The following is a 16,682-nucleotide window of genomic DNA, read 5'->3' on the forward strand; positions in this document are numbered from 1 at the left end:
CCGAAGGGCGAGGCGAAGCCGAGTCATCCTGCACGACCCACCAATGTAAAAAGGCGCCCTAAAGGCGCCTTTTTGCTTTCTGCCCGCCCATCAATTTCCACAATATTGTATTCAGCGCTTTCCCACGCTCGCGCTGCGCTTACCACGCCTGCACAGGGCGCGAACCGGTAGCCCGGACAGCGACGCAGCATCGTCCCCTGGAACAGGCGCTGATGTACAAAATTCATCACGACTTTTGGCGCGTAATCGGCTATCTTGTTTAGCATATAAAACACCATGGCCGTATCATGGCGCGGGCAGGCCATACTGACGGTCTTAGAGTTAAGCCAGTAAAACGAGATTGCATGATGAGCGTAATGTTTGATCCTGAAACGGCGATTTATCCCTTCCCACCGAAACCGCAGCCGCTGACCGTCGATGAAAAGCAGTTTTACCGCGAAAAAATCAAGCGTCTGCTGCGCGAGCGCGATGCCGTGATGGTGGCGCATTACTATACCGATCCTGAAATTCAGCAGCTGGCGGAAGAGACCGGCGGCTGTATTGCCGACTCGCTGGAGATGGCGCGCTTTGGCGCCCGCCATTCGGCCTCCACGCTGCTGGTCGCCGGGGTGCGTTTTATGGGGGAAACCGCCAAAATCCTCAGCCCGGAAAAGACCATTCTGATGCCGACCCTGAACGCCGAGTGTTCCCTGGATCTGGGCTGTCCGATTGAGGAGTTCAACGCCTTTTGCGACGCTCATCCTGACCGCACCGTGGTGGTCTATGCCAATACGTCTGCCGCGGTGAAGGCTCGCGCCGACTGGGTGGTGACCTCCAGCATCGCCGTGGAACTCATTGACCATCTGGATAGCCTTGGTCAAAAAATCCTCTGGGCGCCGGACCGCCATCTTGGCCGTTACGTTCAGCGTCAGACCGGCGCAGATGTGCTCTGCTGGCAGGGGGCGTGCATCGTGCACGACGAGTTTAAAACCCAGGCGTTGATGCGGATGAAGGCTCTGCATCCCGAAGCCGCTGTGCTGGTCCATCCCGAGTCGCCGCAGGCGATCGTCGAGATGGCCGATGCCGTAGGCTCCACCAGCCAGCTGATCGCGGCGGCGAAAAGCCTGCCCCAGCGCCAGCTGATCGTGGCGACCGATCGCGGTATCTTTTATAAAATGCAGCAGGCGGTGCCGGAGAAAACGCTGCTGGAAGCGCCCACCGCCGGTGAAGGGGCGACCTGCCGCAGCTGCGCGCATTGTCCGTGGATGGCGATGAACGGCCTGAAAGCCATTGCTGAGGGGCTCGAGCAGGGCGGTGCTGAACATGAAATCCACGTCGACGAAGCGCTGCGGACCGGCGCATTAATTCCCCTTAACCGGATGCTGGATTTTGCGGCTACACTACGGGGATAACCTATTGCCGCGTCATCTGGCGCTGAGAGGATAAAATGGATTTTTTTAGCACGCAGAATATTTTAGTACATATACCCATCGGCGCCGGGGGGTACGATCTCTCCTGGATAGAGGCCGTGGGGACCATCGCCGGGCTGTTGTGCATCTGGCTGGCGAGCCTGGAGAAGATCAGTAACTATGCCTTCGGTCTGGTCAACGTCACGCTGTTCGCCATCATCTTCTTTCAGATCCAGCTGTACGCCAGCCTGTTGCTGCAGCTGTTCTTCTTTGCCGCTAACGTTTACGGCTGGTATGCCTGGTCGCGGCAAAGCAGCAACCATGAGGCTGAGCTGCAGATCCGCTGGCTACCGCGCAGTAAAGCCCTGGGCTGGCTGGCGGCCTGCGTGGTGGCGATCGGCTTGCTGACCCTGTTTATCAATCCGTTTTTTGCTTTCCTGACGCGGATCGCGGTCAGCCTGATGCAAGCGCTCGGTTTGCAGGTCACTATGCCGGAACTGCAGCCGGACGCCTTCCCGTTCTGGGACTCCTGTATGACGGTGCTGTCGGTAGTGGCGATGATCTTAATGACCCGCAAATACGTTGAGAACTGGCTGCTGTGGGTCATCGTCAACGTCATCAGCGTGGTGATTTTTGCCCGTCAGGGCGTCTATGCGATGTCGCTGGAATATCTCTTGCTGACGTTCATTGCGCTGAACGGCAGCCGGATGTGGATAAACAGCGCGCGTGAGCGAGGTTCTCACGCGTTTTCTGGCTAATGGTGGTGGTGATGATCGTGCCCGGCGTGCATCGTGTTGAGATGGCACTCCGGGCCGCTGCAGGGCTGGTACTCCATCTGTACCGTGGCATGCTCAATTTCATATTTATGTTCCAGGAAATGCAGGATACGGTTGAGTAACGCATCATGATCGTGCGGCGGCACCACCTGCACATGCAGCGTCATCACCGGTTTTTCCCCCACCAGCCAGACGTGGACGTGGTGAACATCGCGCACCTCCGGGATAGAGCGGCGGATATCCCGCTGCAGGGCCGTCACATCCAGCGAACGCGGCGCGCCTTCCAGCAGCTCATTCAGACTCTCCTTTAGCAGACGCCAGGCGCTACGTAACACCAGGCAGGAAACCACCACGGAAAGGATCGGGTCGACAGGCGTCCAGCCGGTGGTGAGGATCACCACGGCGGCCACAATCGCGCCAACCGAGCCCAGCAGATCGCCGAGCACGTGTAGCGCCGCGGCGCGCACGTTGAGGTTCCGCTCTTCGCTGCCACGATGCAGGATCCAGAAAGCCAGCACGTTGGCCAGCAGGCCAGCGACCGCAATCACCATCATCGTCACGCCGGCAACCGGCTGCGGGTGCTGGAAGCGCTGAATGGCCTCCCAGACAATCAGCATGGTGATCACCACCAGAGCAATGGCATTGAGAAACGCAGCCAGGGTGGTCAAACGCAGCCAGCCAAAGGTATGGCGGGCATTCGGGGGACGGCTGGCGAAGCGAACCGCCAGCAGCGCAAACAGCAGGGCGGCGGAGTCGGTGAGCATATGGCCGGCATCCGCCAGCAGGGCCAACGAGCCGGAGATCGCGCCGCCGATGGCTTCTACCAGCATAAAACCGGCGGTGACGATGAACGCCCAGAGCAGCCGGCGGGCGTTGCCGTTATCCGTAGCCTGGGCAGGGGAGTGCGAATGCGAGTGCGCCATAGTGTCGTCCCTTGATAGTTATCATTATCACGCTATGACATCATAAACAGAGAACGATAACAAACAGAGAAAAGGCGAGCCCGGCTCGCCTTTTCTCTGTTTGCACTCACCGCATCAATTATTGGGTGGTGCCGTCGGTTTTGCTGTTGTCATGGTTCATGCTGTCGCCGTTGTCCAGCTTCTTACCGGTGTCCGGACAGCGGCCGTCTTTACACATCGAGTTTTTATGGACCTCATCGCTCGACATATTGTCCTGGCTCATCGTCGAGCCGTCAGGATGAAGCATGGTGCCGCCAGTGCCAGAGCCAGAATTGATTTGGCTATTATCGACGTTATTCGGCGCCACGTTTTCACGGGCGTCCGGCGCCACCTGACCGGCATCAGCGGAAGAGTTGGCCTGGCCATTGTTGGACTGGGCGCCGGTGTCTGCCGCCAGGGCCGCGCCGCTGGCAAGACCTAAGGTGGCGGTGAGCAAAAGGGTCGTCAGTTTTTTCATGTTCATCGGATACTCCTGTTGGGTCGGGAAGCGGTAACTACGCCTCCAGCGGTAAGTGTGCCAGGGATCTGACTCGCTATGGTTAAAGACTCCGCAGACGATCGCAGTGTCACTATATAATCCTGAAACGTAAGACTTAATTAGCTTTAACAGTTAAATATTGTAGTTCATGAGTCTGGTTTCGCTACTTTATGGCGTATTTTTGCCTATTTCCAGGATTATTCCATCACTACTGTAAAATCACGTTTACACTATTTCAGCGAAGAGATAGATTGGAGGGATTGCATTTCATTGAATAAGTATGGCAACGCTGGAAAGAAGATGAATTATCAGAACGACGATTTACGCATTAAAGAGATCAACGAATTATTACCTCCCGTTGCGCTCCTGGAAAAATTCCCTGCTACCGAAAATGCTGCAAACACCGTTGCACATGCTCGCAAAGCGATCCACCAGATCCTCAAAGGTGATGATGACCGCCTGCTGGTGGTGATTGGGCCCTGTTCTATTCACGACCCGGCGGCGGCGAAAGAGTACGCTTCCCGTCTGCTGACCCTGCGCGAGGCGCTGAAGGGCGAGCTCGAGATCGTCATGCGCGTCTATTTTGAGAAACCGCGCACCACCGTCGGCTGGAAAGGGCTTATCAACGATCCCCATATGGATAACAGCTTCCGCATCAACGACGGGTTGCGCATTGCGCGCAAACTGCTGCTGGACATTAACGACAGCGGCCTGCCGGCGGCAGGGGAATTCCTCGATATGATCACCCCGCAGTATGTCGCCGATCTGATGAGCTGGGGCGCCATCGGGGCGCGCACCACCGAATCCCAGGTGCACCGCGAGCTCGCCTCGGGGCTCTCCTGCCCGGTGGGCTTTAAAAACGGTACCGATGGCACCATCAAGGTGGCTATCGACGCGATTAACGCCGCCGGCGCGCCGCACTGTTTCCTGTCGGTCACCAAGTGGGGCCACTCCGCTATCGTCAATACCAGCGGCAACGGCGACTGCCATATTATTCTGCGCGGCGGCAAAGAGCCGAACTACAGCGCGAAGCACGTGGCGGAGGTGAAAATCGGTCTGGCGAAAGCGGGCCTGCCGGCCCAGGTGATGATCGACTTCAGCCACGCCAACTCCAGCAAGCAGTTCAAGAAGCAGATGGAAGTAGGCGCCGACGTATGCCAGCAGATTGCCGGCGGCGAGCGCGCCATTATGGGCGTGATGATTGAAAGCCATCTGGTGGAAGGCAACCAGAGCCTCGAGAGCGGTGAACCGCTGACCTACGGCAAGAGCGTTACCGACGCCTGCATCGGCTGGGAGGATACCGAAGCGATCCTGCGTCAGCTGGCGGAAGCGGTGAAAACCCGCCGCGGCTAAGCTACGTTGCGCTCGCGCAGGTCATAAAAAAAGCGTGGAGATTTCCACGCTTTTTTATTTTCACCGGGGGAAATTACTTCGCTTTACCCTGGTTGGCGACGGCAGCCGCTTTCGCCGCGATCTCTTCCGCATTGCCCAGATAGTAATGTTTGATCGGCTTGAAGTTTTCATCGAACTCATACACCAGCGGTACGCCGGTTGGGATGTTCAGTTCGAGGATCTCGTCTTCGCCCATGTTGTCGAGGTATTTAACCAGCGCGCGCAGGGAGTTACCGTGAGCGGCGATGATCACGCGCTCACCGCTTTTCAGGCGCGGCAGAATGGTTTCGTTCCAGTAAGGCACGACGCGGTCGATGGTCAGCGCCAGGCTTTCAGTGGTCGGCAGTTCCGCGTCGGTCAGTTTTGCATAGCGCGGATCGTGGCCCGGGTAGCGCTCGTCGTCTTTGGTCAGTTCCGGCGGAGTAACGGCGAAGCCGCGACGCCACTGTTTAACCTGCTCGTCACCGTATTTCTCAGCAGTTTCCGCTTTGTTCAGGCCCTGCAGCGCGCCGTAATGACGCTCGTTCAGCTTCCAGGATTTCTCAACCGGCAGCCAGGCCTGATCCAGTTCGTCCAGCACGTTCCACAGGGTGTGGATGGCACGTTTCAGCACGGAGGTATAAGCAAAATCAAAGCTGAAGCCTTCAGCCTTCAGCAGTTTACCTGCTGCTTTCGCTTCGCTAACGCCTTTCTCGGACAGATCAACGTCGTACCAACCGGTGAAGCGGTTTTCGTTGTTCCACTGGCTTTCGCCATGACGAACCAGTACCAGCTTAGTTACAGCCATTCTCTTACTCCTCTCTACACGCCATCCCTCGCGCCGCGAACGGTGCGCTGAATATGTTGGTGTATGTGTTATTGATTGATAACTATTCTCATTATATTGCCGTGATTTGGCTCACGGCAATGCTTATCCCTAACCATAGCGAAAATAGTGGCTCAGTGTAAGGTGCTTGTAAAACACAGGTTATTTTTTTGTCCTTTGATGATGGAAAATAGAGCAGGATGCTGAAAAAAGAGGCAGGAGAGAAGAGGGCGGGGACGAAACTCAGCGCCCCCCGGCGGAGGGCGCTGGCGATTAGCGGGCGATAAACTGATATTCCGTCAGGCTGACGTACTCCTGGCCAGGACGTAACACACAGTCCGGCTGCGGCCATTCCGGATGATTCGGCGAATCCGGCAGGAATTCGCTCTCCAGCGCCAGCCCCTGCCAGTCGGCGTAGGGTTCCGTCGTCTGCGACGGGGTGCCGCCGAGATAGTTGCCGGAATAAAACTGTAGCGCCGGAGCGGAGGTATAGACCGTCATCTGCAGCTTACCGTCCTGCGACCAGACCTGCGCCGCAGGTTGACTGGCGTCGCCTCTGGCGTCCAGCAGGAAGGCATGGTCATAACCCTTCACCTTTTGCTGATCGGCATCCGCGAGGAAGTCGGCGGCGATGGTTTTCGGCTGGCGGAAATCAAAGCTGGTGCCGGCGACGTCTTTGAGTCCGCCGCCCGGGATACCATCGCTTTCCACCGGCAAATAGCGATGGGCGAGGATCTGCAGCTGGTGCTGGCGCACGTCGCCCTGGTCACCGTCGAGGTTGAAATAGACGTGATTGGTCATGTTCACCGGGCAGGGTTGGTCCACGGTGGCGCGATAGGTAATCGCGATGCGGTTATCGTCGGTCAGACGATAGTGCGCGGTGGCCTGCAGAGTGCCCGGAAAGCCTTGATCGCCATCGGGCGAGGTCAGGGCGAACAGCGCTTCCTGCTCGTCAGCGCGGACGATGCGCCAGCGGCGCTTATCAAACCCTTCCGGGCCGCCGTGAAGCTGGTGGCCCGCGTCGTTTGACGGCGTGACGGTGACGAGCTGGCCGTCAAGCGGGAAGCGGCTTTGGCCGATACGGTTGGCGTAGCGGCCTACCGAGGCGCCAAGAAACGCGGCCTGGCGGGCATAGTCTTCCAGCTTTGCGCAGCCCAGCAGCGGATGGCGCACGCTGCCATCGGCCAGCGGCACCTCGGCGCTGAGCAGCGTCGCGCCCCAGTCCGCCACGGTGACGGTCATCCCCGCCTTATTGCGCAGGGTTACCTGCTGCCATGGCTGGCCGTCCGGCGCCAGCGCGGTGGTTTGCGTTACCATTGGCCAGCCCCCTGTGACGGTTTGCAGACATAAAACGTCTCTTTAATTCCGGTTTTCGCTTCATACTCGTTGGCAACGGCCTGCTGAACGGTATCGACCAGATCTTCCGGGACCAGCGCTACCACACAGCCGCCAAAACCGCCGCCGGTCATGCGCACGCCGCCCTTATCGCCGATTGTCGCCTTAACGATCTCCACCAGGGTGTCGATCTGCGGGACGGTGATCTCGAAATCATCGCGCATCGAGGCGTGGGATTCGGCCATCAGCTCGCCCATCCGCTTCAGGTCGCCTTTTTCAAGGGCGCTGGCGGCTTCCACGGTGCGGGCATTCTCCGTCAGCACATGACGTACCCGCTTCGCCACCACCGGATCCAGCTCATGGGCGACAGCGTTGAATTGCTCAAGGGTGACATCGCGCAGAGCGGGCTGCTGGAAGAAGCGCGCGCCGGTCTCGCACTGTTCACGACGGGTGTTGTACTCGCTGCCGACGAGGGTGCGCTTAAAGTTACTGTTGATAATCACCACCGCCACGCCTTTCGGCATCGAGACGGCTTTGGTGCCCAGCGAGCGGCAGTCGATCAGCAGCGCATGGTCTTTTTTGCCCAGCGCCGAAATCAGCTGATCCATGATCCCGCAGTTGCAGCCGACGAACTGATTTTCCGCCTCCTGGCCGTTGAGGGCGATTTGCGCGCCGTCGAGCGGCAGATGGTAGAGCTGCTGGAACACGGTGCCGACGGCGACCTCCAGCGAGGCTGAGGAGCTTAAGCCTGCGCCCTGCGGCACATTGCCGCTGATCACCAGATCTGCGCCGCCGAAGTGGCTGTTCCGCTGTTGCAGATGCTTCACCACGCCGCGGACATAGTTCGACCACTGCTGGGTGTCGTGGCTGAGAATCGGCGCGTCGAGAGAGAATTCGTCGGTCTGATTGTCGTAATCGGCGGCAATCACCCGCACGGTACGATCGTCGCGCGGCGCACAGCTGATCACCGTCTGGTAGTCGATGGCGCAGGGCAGCACAAAGCCGTCGTTGTAATCGGTATGCTCGCCGATCAGGTTGACGCGGCCTGGCGCCTGAATGACATGGCTGGCCGGGTAGCCGAAGGCCTCAGCAAACAGGGTTTGGGTTTTCTCTTTCAGACTCATCATTACACTCCGGATTCACGAAAATGGACGTCGCTGACGGCGCGCAGTCGTTCGGCAGCTTGCTCGGCGGTGAGATCGCGCTGCGTTTCGGCCAGCATTTCGTAGCCAACCATAAACTTGCGGACCGTCGCGGAGCGCAGCAGCGGCGGATAAAAGTGGGCGTGAAGCTGCCAGTGGTTATGGTCTTCATCGTTAAACGGCGCGCCGTGCCAGCCCATGGAGTAGGGGAATGAGCACTGGAACAGGTTGTCGTAACGGCTGGTCAGCTTTTTCAACGCCAGCGCCAGATCGCTGCGCTGGGCGTCGGTTAAATCGGTAATACGCTGCACGGGCGCTTTCGGCAGCAGCAGCGTTTCGAACGGCCACGCGGCCCAGTAGGGCACGACCGCCAGCCAGTGATCGGTGTCGACCACCGTGCGGCTGCCGTCGGCCAGTTCGCGCCGGGCATAGTCCAGCAGCATCGGCTGGCCCTGGCTGGCATAATACGCTTTCTGCAGACGGTCTTCCCGTTCCGCTTCATTAGGCAGGAAGCTGTTGGCCCATACCTGACCGTGCGGGTGTGGGTTGGAGCAGCCCATCGCTGCTCCTTTGTTTTCAAAGACCTGCACCCACGGGTAGCTTTTCCCGAGGTCCGCGGTCTGTTCCTGCCACGCTTTAACCACGCCTTCCAGCGCTTCAAGGCTCAGTTCCGGCAGCGTTTTGCTGTGGTCTGGCGAGAAGCAGATCACCCGACTGGTGCCGCGCGCGCTTTGGCAGCGCATCAGCGGATCGTCACTCTCCGGGGCATCCGGGGTGTCGGTCATCAGGGCCGCAAAGTCGTTGGTAAACACGTAGGTGCCGGTGTAATTCGGATTCGTGTCGCCGGTGACCCGGGTGTTGCCCGGGCACAGGAAACAGTCCGGATCGTGGGCCGGCAAGGTCTGTTTCGCCGGCGTCTCCTGCGCTCCCTGCCAGGGGCGCTTGGCGCGATGCGGAGAAACCAGAATCCACTGCCCGGTTAACGGGTTATAACGACGATGCGGATGGTCAACGGGGTTAAATACGCTCATGAAGGTTCCTTAGTCTGGATAACCCTGCGGATGGCGGGACTGCCAGTTCCAGGTGTCCTGTGCCATTTCGTCCAGGTTGCGCGTCACGCGCCAGTTCAGCTCGCGGTCGGCCTTGGCGGCATCCGCCCAGTAGGCCGGGAGGTCGCCATCGCGGCGCGGCGCGAAATGGTAGTTAATCGGTTTGCCGCAGGCCTTGCTGAAAGCATTGACCACGTCGAGCACGCTGCTGCCGACGCCGGCGCCAAGGTTGTAGATATGGACCCCGGCTTTGTCAGCCAGTTTTTCCATGGCCGCGACGTGGCCGTCGGCAAGGTCCATCACGTGGATATAATCGCGCACGCCGGTGCCATCTTCGGTCGGGTAGTCGTTACCAAACACGGCCAGCGATTCGCGACGGCCAACGGCGACCTGGGCGATGTAGGGCATCAGGTTATTCGGGATCCCCTGCGGGTCTTCGCCCATGTCGCCCGACGGGTGGGCGCCGACCGGGTTGAAGTAGCGCAGCAGCGCAATGCTCCACTCCGGCTGCGCTTTTTGCAGGTCGGTCAGGATCTGCTCCACCATCAGTTTGCTTTTACCGTAGGGGCTTTGCGGGGTGCCGGTCGGGAAGCTTTCGACATACGGGATTTTCGGCTGGTCGCCGTAGACGGTGGCGGAGGAGCTAAAGATGAAGTTCTTCACGCCCGCGGCGCGCATGGCGGAGACTAATTTCAGTGTGCCGGTGACGTTATTGTCGTAATATTCCAGCGGCTTGGCGACGGACTCCCCGACGGCTTTCAGCCCGGCGAAGTGGATCACCGCTTCAATGGCGTGATCGTGGAGGATCTCGGTCATCAGCGCTTCGTTACGAATATCGCCTTCAATAAAGGTGGCTTCTTTGCCGCCGAGACGCTCAATCACCGGCAGTACGCTGCGCTTGCTGTTGCAGAGATTGTCGAGGATCACCACCTCATGCCCCTGCAGCAGCAGTTGAACGCAGGTATGACTTCCAATGTAACCGCTACCACCTGTAACCAGAACTTTCATGATTCGCTCCATTCGGCTTATCGTGTATGAGGAAGATAGCATATCAAAGAAGTGAAAAGTGTGACACAGAACAAGTTAGTGGAATCGTTTACACTCAAGAGTGAAACGGCATCGTTTAATATATTTTCTTTAAAATACATACGGTTAGGTGAGTAAGGCGCTATTTTTCTGAAAAATACCAGGGATCTTGCGATCCCCGGCAGGGGGCGTCAGGCCACGGGGCCGAGCTGATAAGTGTAACCGTCTCCACTGGGAACGAACGCCAGGCGATGGGTAATACAGTCCGGGGCATCTTCCGCATGGTGCGAGACAAACAGCAGCTGCGTGGCGCCTTCGCCTATCAGGACGTCGACGAAGCGGCGCACCAGCTGGCGATTGAGGGGATCCAGCCCCTGCAGCGGTTCATCAAGGATCAGCAGGGTTGGATGCTTCACCAGCGCGCGGACGATAAGCGCCAGCCGCTGCTGGCCCCACGACAGGCTGTGAAACGGCGCGTCGGCGGTGCGCTTATCGATGCCGAGAATATCCAGCCATTGCTGCACCAGCTTATGCTGTTTATCGGACACCGCCTGATAAATGCCGATCGAGTCAAAATAGCCCGACAGAATCACGTTGCGGACGTTGGTGCTGACCCGGTAGTCCAGATGCAGGCTGCTGCTGACGTAGCCGATATGCTTTTTAATATCCCAGATGGTCTCGCCGCTGCCGCGCCGACGGCCAAAGAGGGTGAGATCGTTGCTGTAGCCCTGGGGGTGATCGCCGGTGATAAGGCTTAAGAGGGTGGATTTACCCGCGCCGTTGGGGCCGACGATCTGCCAGTGTTCGCCGGGGTTCACGGTCCAGGAGAGGTGGTTGATGACCGGGCGATCGTTGTAGGAGACCACCCCGTCATTGAGGACGATACGCGGCGCCGTCTCCGTCAGCGTATGGCGGGCCGGTGGGGCATCCGGCTCCGGCAGGGTGATACCGTCCAGTTTTTCACTGTGCGCCAGCTGGGCGACCAGCGCCTGCTGCAGCAGAGCGTGCTTCTCGCCGGTCTCGCTGAGGAGGCAGTCAGCCAGCACGCCGGCGTATTGCACAAAGTCCGGGATCTCATCGAAACGGTTGAGCACCAGCACCAGGGTGATGCCGGCGCGATGCAGGTCGGCCAGCAGGGCGGCCAGCTGCTGGCGGGAGTTGACGTCGAGGCCGTCGAACGGCTCGTCGAGGATCAGCAGTTGCGGATCGCTCATCAGGGCCTGGCACAGCAGGGTCTTACGCGTTTCGCCAGTGGACAGATACTTAAAGCGGCGGTCCAACAGGGCGCTGATGGCAAACTGTTCGGCAAGCTGCGCGCAGCGGGCCGGATCTTTCACCTCATCCTGAATAATCTCCGCGGTAGTGCGTCCGGTATCTTCTTCTCCGGGGCTGAGCAGGTCGGTGTTATTGCGCTGCCACTCGTCGCTGACCAGCTTCTGCAGCTGTTCGAAGGAGAGGCGGGTTACGCGGGAGAAAAGGCTTTCGCGCTGGCCGCTGAGCAGGGTCAGGTCGCCGGCCAGGGCCCGTGCGAGGGCGGATTTGCCGCTGCCGTTGCTGCCGACGAACGCCCAGCTTTCACCCGCCGCCACGCTCAGGTGGTCTATTTTTAAGGTTTTTGTATCGCTCAGGCGAAACGTGCCTTGCGAAATTTGCAATGATGACATGATGTATCCCATTTTTTGCAGCGATGTGCATCAGGGATACGACTTCAGGCGCGCAATGTCAATGGGGTCAGCATAACGTAGCGAGAATGATGCGATCGGCGTTGAAGTAAGCGATCGCCTCCGTCCCTTCCGTCAGGCCAGAGGTCTGGGCCTGCGGCAGGGTGGCGCACAGGGTCTGGCCGTCCGCAAGGGTCATCAGCACTTCGCACTGCCCGGAGCCGCATTCGATATGGCTGATGCGACCCGACAGCTGGTTCTCGGCCTGGCGGGCCACCGCCGGGTCGAGGGTGATGCCAACCCAGGGCGCTTTCAACAGGACCAGCACCTCCTGGCCCTCATCGAGCCCCAGCTTTTCAGCGCTTTGGGCGGTAATGGCGACGTTCAGGCGGGTCTGCCCGTCGGCCAGCAGCACCTCGACGTGCTGCTGCACCTGCTGGCGATCGCGGCCGGTGATAGTGCCGAACCACTGGTTGCGGGCGCTGGTCTGCAGGGAAAAGCGCGAGATGGCCGCTAGCAGGCTGTCCATCGGCAGGGCGTCGTCATCGCTGAGCACATCAAACGCTTTCTGCTGGATCTGCGCCAGCAGATCGTACAGTTGGATCAGACGCTGCCCGTAGCGGGTCAGCACCGCGCCGCCGCCGCCTTTGCCGCCGGTGGCGCGATCCACCAGCGGCTGTTCGCTGAGCTGGTTCATCTCGTTGATGGCATCCCACGCGCTTTTATAGCTGATACCCGCGTGCTTCGCCCCCTGGCTTATCGAACCGGTCTGGTCAATCTGTTTGAGCAGGGCGATCCGCCGGGGGTCGGCAAACAGGCGCTGCTGAAGCTTAAGGGTGAGAAGAATTTCGGCCTGCATAATCGTTTCCTGACAAAAAAGCGTATTGTGACCGATAGTCACCCCGTTGCAAAACCTCTCTGCGCGGTTTGTCATTAACCACCGCACAAATGGGGCGTGTTTTTTCGGCTGAAACCGTTACAATCAGGGAATCATACTATCTGGAGTGAACCATGTTAGAGCTTTTGAAAAGTCTGGTTTTTGCGGTCATCATGGTACCGGTGGTGATGGCGGTCATCCTGGGATTGATTTACGGTCTTGGTGAAGTGTTCAACCTCTTCTCCGGCGTCGGCCACAAAGATCGCAGCCAGCAAAATCATTGATTTCCCGGCGCCCGGTTTAACCGGGCGCTGTGCTATTTCCCTCCTGTATCATTTCCCTTCATTTTATTGTCCTGCGTCACTATAAAAACGCTTCGCATATCGTTATATTGTCGAGTACATAACGCATTGACAGGAGATTCAGATGACAGGTTCTTGGTTACGCGGGGTGGTCGGGGTATCGCTCACGCTGTGCGTCGCGGGTCAGGTGCTGGCGGCAGAAGGGAAAGTGACCGTTTTCGCGGCCGCGTCGTTAACCAACGCGATGCAGGATATCGCCCAGGCGTATAAGAAAGCGAAAAACGTCGAGGTCGTCTCGTCGTTTGCCTCGTCGTCGACGCTGGCGCGGCAGATTGAAGCAGGCGCCCCGGCGGACCTGTTTATCTCCGCCGATCAAAAGTGGATGGATTACGCGGCAGACAAAAAGGCCATCGATCCGGCGACCCGCGCCACCCTGCTTGGCAACAGCCTGGTGGTGGTGGCGCCGAAAGCCAGCGCGCAGGGGGCGATAACCATTGATGAGAAAACCGACTGGACCAGCCTGCTGAAAGGGGGCCGTCTGGCGGTGGGCGATCCGCAGCACGTTCCGGCAGGTATCTACGCCAAAGAAGCGCTGCAGAAACTGGGCGCCTGGGAGACCCTGTCGCCGAAGCTCGCCCCGGCGGAAGATGTGCGCGGCGCGCTGGCGCTGGTGGAGCGTAGCGAAGCGCCGCTGGGCATCGTCTACGGATCGGATGCCGTGGCCAGCAAAGGGGTGAAAGTGGTTGGCACTTTCCCGGAGGCGTCGCATCAGAAAGTCGAGTACCCGCTGGCGATTGTCGATGGCCACCGCAACGCGGCCGTGAGCGCTTTCTATGACTACCTGAAAGGGCCGGAAGCGTCGGCGATTTTTCAACGTTACGGATTTACCACCCGCTGATGTTTCTGAGCGAACCCGAATGGCAGGCGGTGCTGCTGAGCCTGAAAGTCTCCTCCCTGGCGGTGGCCCTGAGCCTGCCCTTTGGCATCTTTTTTTCCTGGCTGCTGGTCCGGCGCACCTTCCCCGGCAAGGCGCTGCTCGACAGCCTTCTCCATCTGCCGCTGGTGCTGCCGCCGGTGGTGGTGGGGTATCTGCTGCTGGTGGCCATGGGGCGGCGCGGGTTTATTGGCAGCTGGCTGTATGACTGGTTCGGCATCAGCTTTGCCTTCAGCTGGCGCGGGGCGGTGCTGGCGGCGGCGGTGATGTCTTTCCCGCTGATGGTGCGCGCCATCCGCCTGGCGCTGGAGGGGGTGGACATCAAACTGGAGCAGGCGGCGAGAACCCTCGGGGCCAGCCGCTGGCGGGTATTTTTCACCATTACGCTGCCGCTGACTCTGCCGGGAATTATTGTCGGCACGGTGCTGGCCTTCGCCCGCTCGTTAGGGGAGTTTGGCGCGACCATCACGTTCGTCTCCAATATTCCCGGTGAAACGCGCACCCTGCCTTCGGCGATGTACACCTTGATCCAGACCCCGGGCGGGGAGGGGGCGGCGGCCCGCCTCTGCCTCATTGCTATCGGCCTGGCGCTGGTCTCGCTCTTGATTTCAGAATGGCTGGCCCGCGTGAGCCGCCAGCGAATGGGAGGATCATGATGCTCGAGCTGGACTTTACCCAGACCCTCGGCAGCCACTGTCTGCAGATCCGTGAAACGCTGCCCAGCAGCGGGATCACCGCCATCTTTGGCGTCTCAGGCGCCGGGAAAACGTCGTTGATCAACGCTATCAGCGGCCTGACCCGGCCGCAGGCGGGGCGGATTGTCCTCAACGGAAGGGTGCTGAACGACACCGCGCAGCGTATCTGCCTGGCGCCGGAGCAGCGGCGGATCGGCTATGTATTTCAGGATGCGCGCCTGTTTCCCCACTATAAAGTGCGCGGCAATCTGCAGTACGGAATGGCGAAATCCATGGTCAGCCAGTTCGATAAGCTGGTGGAACTGCTGGGAATTGCGCCCTTGCTGGATCGGCTGCCGGGCCGGTTATCCGGCGGCGAAAAGCAGCGCGTGGCCATCGGCCGCGCCCTGCTGACCGCGCCGGAGCTGCTGCTGCTGGACGAGCCGCTGGCCTCGCTGGATATTCCGCGCAAACGCGAACTGTTGCCCTATCTGCAGCGGCTGGCGCAGGAGATCCATATTCCGATGCTCTACGTCAGCCACTCGCTGGACGAGATCCAGCATCTGGCCGATCGCGTGCTGGTGCTGGAGGCCGGTAAGGTGAAGGCTTTCGGTCCGCTGGAGGAGGTCTGGAGCAGCAGCGTGATGCACCCGTGGCTGCCGGCGGAACAGCAGAGTACGATCCTCAGCGCCACCGTCGCCGCGCAGCATCCGCAGTACGCGATGACCGCGCTGACGCTGGGGGATCAAATGCTGTGGGTTAACCGGCTCGATCGTCCCGCCGGGGAGAGCGCGCGGATCCGCATCCAGGCGTCGGACGTCTCGCTGGTGCTGGCCCAGCCGTCCGCAACCAGCATCCGCAATATCTTACGCGCCGAGGTGGTTCAGTGTCTGGAGGTCAACGGGCAGATTGAGGTTCAGCTCAGGGTGAGCGGCCATCCGCTGTGGGCTCGAATCAGCCCGTGGGCGCGGGATGACCTGGCGATAGCGCCAGGCCAGCAGGTATTTGCCCAGATCAAAAGCGTGTCGATTGCCGCCTGATCACAGCAGCTGACGGTAGATAAACTCGGCGATGCTGGCGGACTCATTGTCGCCGATGACCACGTTGGCGCGGGCTTTGACGTCGTCCACCGCATTACCCATCGCCACCCCGGTGCCTGCCGCTTCCAGCATACTCAGATCGTTGTAGTTATCGCCGAAGGCCACCACATTCTGCATCGACAGCCCCTGGTCAGCGACCCACTGCGCCAGGCGTTTGCCTTTGCTGTTGCCGGCGCGAGCGATATCCACCTGGTCGTGCCACGACCATTCGCACTCGAGGCCCAGCGTCTCGCCGACCTCCTGCGCAAAGCGCTGGAGACGGGGAATGTCGTCGTCGGTGAGGGCGAATTTCCATACCGCCTTGACCTCGCGGACCGCCTGCGCCAGCGAGTCGACCTGGCTGAAGACCGGGCGCTGATCCTCCGGTAACGCCTGCGCCCAGTTGCGGGTGCGGATCACATGCCCGGTGGGCTGTTCGTAAAGCATCGCGTCATCCACATAGGCCAGGCCGTGGATCTGCTGTTCGGCGAGCATGGCGGTGAGGCTTACCGCGTGTTCCACCGACATAGGATCGGCCGCCAAAACCTTTTTTGCGTGATAATCATACAAATAAGTGCCATTACAACAAATTGCAGGTGTATCGAGAGCCAGTGCCTGATAAAAAGGATGAATAGCGACGTGATGACGTCCGGTAACGACGATCACCTGGTAGCCCGCCTCTCTGGCGCGGGCCAGCGCTTCCAGCGAAGCGGGCAGGATGGTTTTTTTGCTGGTGAGCAGGGTGCCGTCTAAATCCAGGGCAATCACGCGTGTTGTCATGTGTTATTTCCGGTAGATGTTG

The 16,682-nt window shown here is 59.6% G+C and carries 17 protein-coding genes and 1 pseudogene; 7 read left to right on the forward strand and 11 right to left on the reverse strand.

Annotation, left to right across the window (positions count from 1 at the left end; genetic code table 11):
- Positions 1 to 131: 131 nt before the first annotated feature.
- Positions 132 to 278 (reverse strand): annotated as a pseudogene (locus QLG03_RS25100) (hypothetical protein); the annotation flags it as partial.
- Positions 279 to 347: 69 nt separating this feature from the next.
- Between QLG03_RS25100 and nadA the strand changes: the two are divergent.
- Positions 348 to 1,391: a quinolinate synthase NadA gene (gene nadA / locus QLG03_RS25105; RefSeq protein WP_023288879.1), complete on the forward strand. Its 1,044-nt coding sequence runs from the start codon at positions 348 to 350 to the stop codon at positions 1,389 to 1,391.
- Positions 1,392 to 1,426: 35 nt separating this feature from the next.
- Positions 1,427 to 2,146, forward strand: coding sequence for a nicotinamide riboside transporter PnuC (gene pnuC, locus QLG03_RS25110; protein ID WP_004151689.1), 720 nt, complete (start codon positions 1,427 to 1,429; stop codon positions 2,144 to 2,146).
- On the opposite strand, the gene zitB is transcribed toward pnuC, so the two are convergent.
- Together zitB and QLG03_RS25120 are read right to left on the reverse strand one after the other, a co-directional pair.
- Positions 2,143 to 3,087 carry a CDF family zinc transporter ZitB gene (gene zitB / locus QLG03_RS25115; protein WP_255988221.1) on the reverse strand — a complete coding sequence of 315 codons (945 nt, stop codon included), beginning with the start codon at positions 3,085 to 3,087 and terminating at the stop codon, positions 2,143 to 2,145. The genes pnuC and zitB overlap by 4 nt on opposite strands.
- Before the next feature lie 118 nt (positions 3,088 to 3,205).
- Complete coding sequence (locus tag QLG03_RS25120; RefSeq protein WP_065804714.1) at positions 3,206 to 3,589, reverse strand: YbgS-like family protein; 384 nt, start codon at positions 3,587 to 3,589, stop codon at positions 3,206 to 3,208.
- Positions 3,590 to 3,904: 315 nt separating this feature from the next.
- Between QLG03_RS25120 and aroG the strand changes: the two genes are divergently transcribed.
- Positions 3,905 to 4,957 carry a 3-deoxy-7-phosphoheptulonate synthase AroG gene (gene aroG / locus QLG03_RS25125; RefSeq protein ID WP_023288882.1) on the forward strand — a complete coding sequence of 351 codons (1,053 nt, stop codon included), beginning with the start codon at positions 3,905 to 3,907 and terminating at the stop codon, positions 4,955 to 4,957.
- A 73-nt stretch (positions 4,958 to 5,030) separates the two neighbouring features.
- Here the strand turns inward: aroG and gpmA are convergent, their stop codons facing one another.
- The 7 genes from gpmA to modE form a co-directional block, all read right to left on the reverse strand.
- A complete protein-coding gene (gene gpmA / locus QLG03_RS25130; protein ID WP_002895089.1) occupies positions 5,031 to 5,783 on the reverse strand; it encodes a 2,3-diphosphoglycerate-dependent phosphoglycerate mutase in 753 nt (250 codons plus the stop codon).
- A gap of 291 nt (positions 5,784 to 6,074) precedes the next feature.
- The gene (gene galM / locus QLG03_RS25135) at positions 6,075 to 7,118 is read right to left on the reverse strand and encodes a galactose-1-epimerase (protein WP_101976857.1); all 1,044 of its coding nucleotides are present in this window, start codon (positions 7,116 to 7,118) and stop codon (positions 6,075 to 6,077) included.
- A complete protein-coding gene (gene galK, locus QLG03_RS25140) occupies positions 7,112 to 8,260 on the reverse strand; it encodes a galactokinase (RefSeq protein WP_032455171.1) in 1,149 nt (382 codons plus the stop codon). Before galK ends, galM begins: the two co-directional genes overlap by 7 nt.
- 2 nt (positions 8,261 to 8,262) lie before the next feature.
- Positions 8,263 to 9,309: a galactose-1-phosphate uridylyltransferase gene (gene galT / locus QLG03_RS25145; protein ID WP_044521687.1), complete on the reverse strand. Its 1,047-nt coding sequence runs from the start codon at positions 9,307 to 9,309 to the stop codon at positions 8,263 to 8,265.
- Positions 9,310 to 9,318: 9 nt separating this feature from the next.
- Positions 9,319 to 10,335 (reverse strand): UDP-glucose 4-epimerase GalE, encoded by a 1,017-nt coding sequence (galE, locus tag QLG03_RS25150; RefSeq protein WP_023288886.1) that lies wholly within the window; start codon positions 10,333 to 10,335, stop codon positions 9,319 to 9,321.
- Between the two features lie 209 nt (positions 10,336 to 10,544).
- The gene (gene modF / locus QLG03_RS25155; RefSeq protein WP_023288887.1) at positions 10,545 to 12,017 is read right to left on the reverse strand and encodes a molybdate ABC transporter ATP-binding protein ModF; all 1,473 of its coding nucleotides are present in this window, start codon (positions 12,015 to 12,017) and stop codon (positions 10,545 to 10,547) included.
- Between the two features lie 67 nt (positions 12,018 to 12,084).
- A complete protein-coding gene (gene modE / locus QLG03_RS25160) occupies positions 12,085 to 12,873 on the reverse strand; it encodes a molybdenum-dependent transcriptional regulator (RefSeq protein ID WP_117128542.1) in 789 nt (262 codons plus the stop codon).
- A 152-nt stretch (positions 12,874 to 13,025) separates the two neighbouring features.
- Between modE and QLG03_RS25165 the strand changes: the two genes are divergently transcribed.
- From QLG03_RS25165 to modC, 4 genes are all read left to right on the forward strand, one after another.
- Positions 13,026 to 13,175: an AcrZ family multidrug efflux pump-associated protein gene (locus tag QLG03_RS25165; RefSeq protein ID WP_002895156.1), complete on the forward strand. Its 150-nt coding sequence runs from the start codon at positions 13,026 to 13,028 to the stop codon at positions 13,173 to 13,175.
- 142 nt (positions 13,176 to 13,317) lie between these two features.
- Positions 13,318 to 14,091 (forward strand): molybdate ABC transporter substrate-binding protein, encoded by a 774-nt coding sequence (gene modA, locus QLG03_RS25170; RefSeq protein ID WP_255988214.1) that lies wholly within the window; start codon positions 13,318 to 13,320, stop codon positions 14,089 to 14,091.
- Positions 14,091 to 14,783: a molybdate ABC transporter permease subunit gene (gene modB, locus QLG03_RS25175; RefSeq protein WP_023288889.1), complete on the forward strand. Its 693-nt coding sequence runs from the start codon at positions 14,091 to 14,093 to the stop codon at positions 14,781 to 14,783. The genes modA and modB overlap by 1 nt, the downstream gene beginning before the upstream one ends.
- Complete coding sequence (gene modC, locus QLG03_RS25180; RefSeq protein ID WP_044521712.1) at positions 14,783 to 15,841, forward strand: molybdenum ABC transporter ATP-binding protein ModC; 1,059 nt, start codon at positions 14,783 to 14,785, stop codon at positions 15,839 to 15,841. The genes modB and modC overlap by 1 nt, the downstream gene beginning before the upstream one ends.
- Here the strand turns inward: modC and QLG03_RS25185 are convergent, their stop codons facing one another.
- Positions 15,842 to 16,660 (reverse strand): pyridoxal phosphatase, encoded by an 819-nt coding sequence (locus QLG03_RS25185; protein ID WP_044521692.1) that lies wholly within the window; start codon positions 16,658 to 16,660, stop codon positions 15,842 to 15,844. It abuts the gene before it with no gap.
- Positions 16,661 to 16,682: the final 22 nt, after the last annotated feature.

Origin of the sequence: Klebsiella sp. V115_8 (genome assembly GCF_029967715.1) — a bacterium.
Classification (GTDB): domain Bacteria; phylum Pseudomonadota; class Gammaproteobacteria; order Enterobacterales; family Enterobacteriaceae; genus Klebsiella; species Klebsiella quasipneumoniae.

Coding starts and splice junctions, on each gene's coding strand:
- galT (WP_044521687.1), bottom strand. CDS start 9,309: ATGAGCGTATTTAACCCCGTTGACCATCCGCATCGTCGTTATAACCCG.
- modF (WP_023288887.1), bottom strand. CDS start 12,017: ATGTCATCATTGCAAATTTCGCAAGGCACGTTTCGCCTGAGCGATACA.
- galM (WP_101976857.1), bottom strand. CDS start 7,118: ATGGTAACGCAAACCACCGCGCTGGCGCCGGACGGCCAGCCATGGCAG.
- nadA (WP_023288879.1), top strand. CDS start 348: ATGAGCGTAATGTTTGATCCTGAAACGGCGATTTATCCCTTCCCACCG.
- QLG03_RS25120 (WP_065804714.1), bottom strand. CDS start 3,589: ATGAACATGAAAAAACTGACGACCCTTTTGCTCACCGCCACCTTAGGT.
- modB (WP_023288889.1), top strand. CDS start 14,091: ATGTTTCTGAGCGAACCCGAATGGCAGGCGGTGCTGCTGAGCCTGAAA.
- modA (WP_255988214.1), top strand. CDS start 13,318: ATGACAGGTTCTTGGTTACGCGGGGTGGTCGGGGTATCGCTCACGCTG.
- galE (WP_023288886.1), bottom strand. CDS start 10,335: ATGAAAGTTCTGGTTACAGGTGGTAGCGGTTACATTGGAAGTCATACC.
- zitB (WP_255988221.1), bottom strand. CDS start 3,087: ATGGCGCACTCGCATTCGCACTCCCCTGCCCAGGCTACGGATAACGGC.
- QLG03_RS25165 (WP_002895156.1), top strand. CDS start 13,026: ATGTTAGAGCTTTTGAAAAGTCTGGTTTTTGCGGTCATCATGGTACCG.
- gpmA (WP_002895089.1), bottom strand. CDS start 5,783: ATGGCTGTAACTAAGCTGGTACTGGTTCGTCATGGCGAAAGCCAGTGG.
- galK (WP_032455171.1), bottom strand. CDS start 8,260: ATGAGTCTGAAAGAGAAAACCCAAACCCTGTTTGCTGAGGCCTTCGGC.
- QLG03_RS25185 (WP_044521692.1), bottom strand. CDS start 16,660: ATGACAACACGCGTGATTGCCCTGGATTTAGACGGCACCCTGCTCACC.
- modC (WP_044521712.1), top strand. CDS start 14,783: ATGCTCGAGCTGGACTTTACCCAGACCCTCGGCAGCCACTGTCTGCAG.
- pnuC (WP_004151689.1), top strand. CDS start 1,427: ATGGATTTTTTTAGCACGCAGAATATTTTAGTACATATACCCATCGGC.
- modE (WP_117128542.1), bottom strand. CDS start 12,873: ATGCAGGCCGAAATTCTTCTCACCCTTAAGCTTCAGCAGCGCCTGTTT.
- aroG (WP_023288882.1), top strand. CDS start 3,905: ATGAATTATCAGAACGACGATTTACGCATTAAAGAGATCAACGAATTA.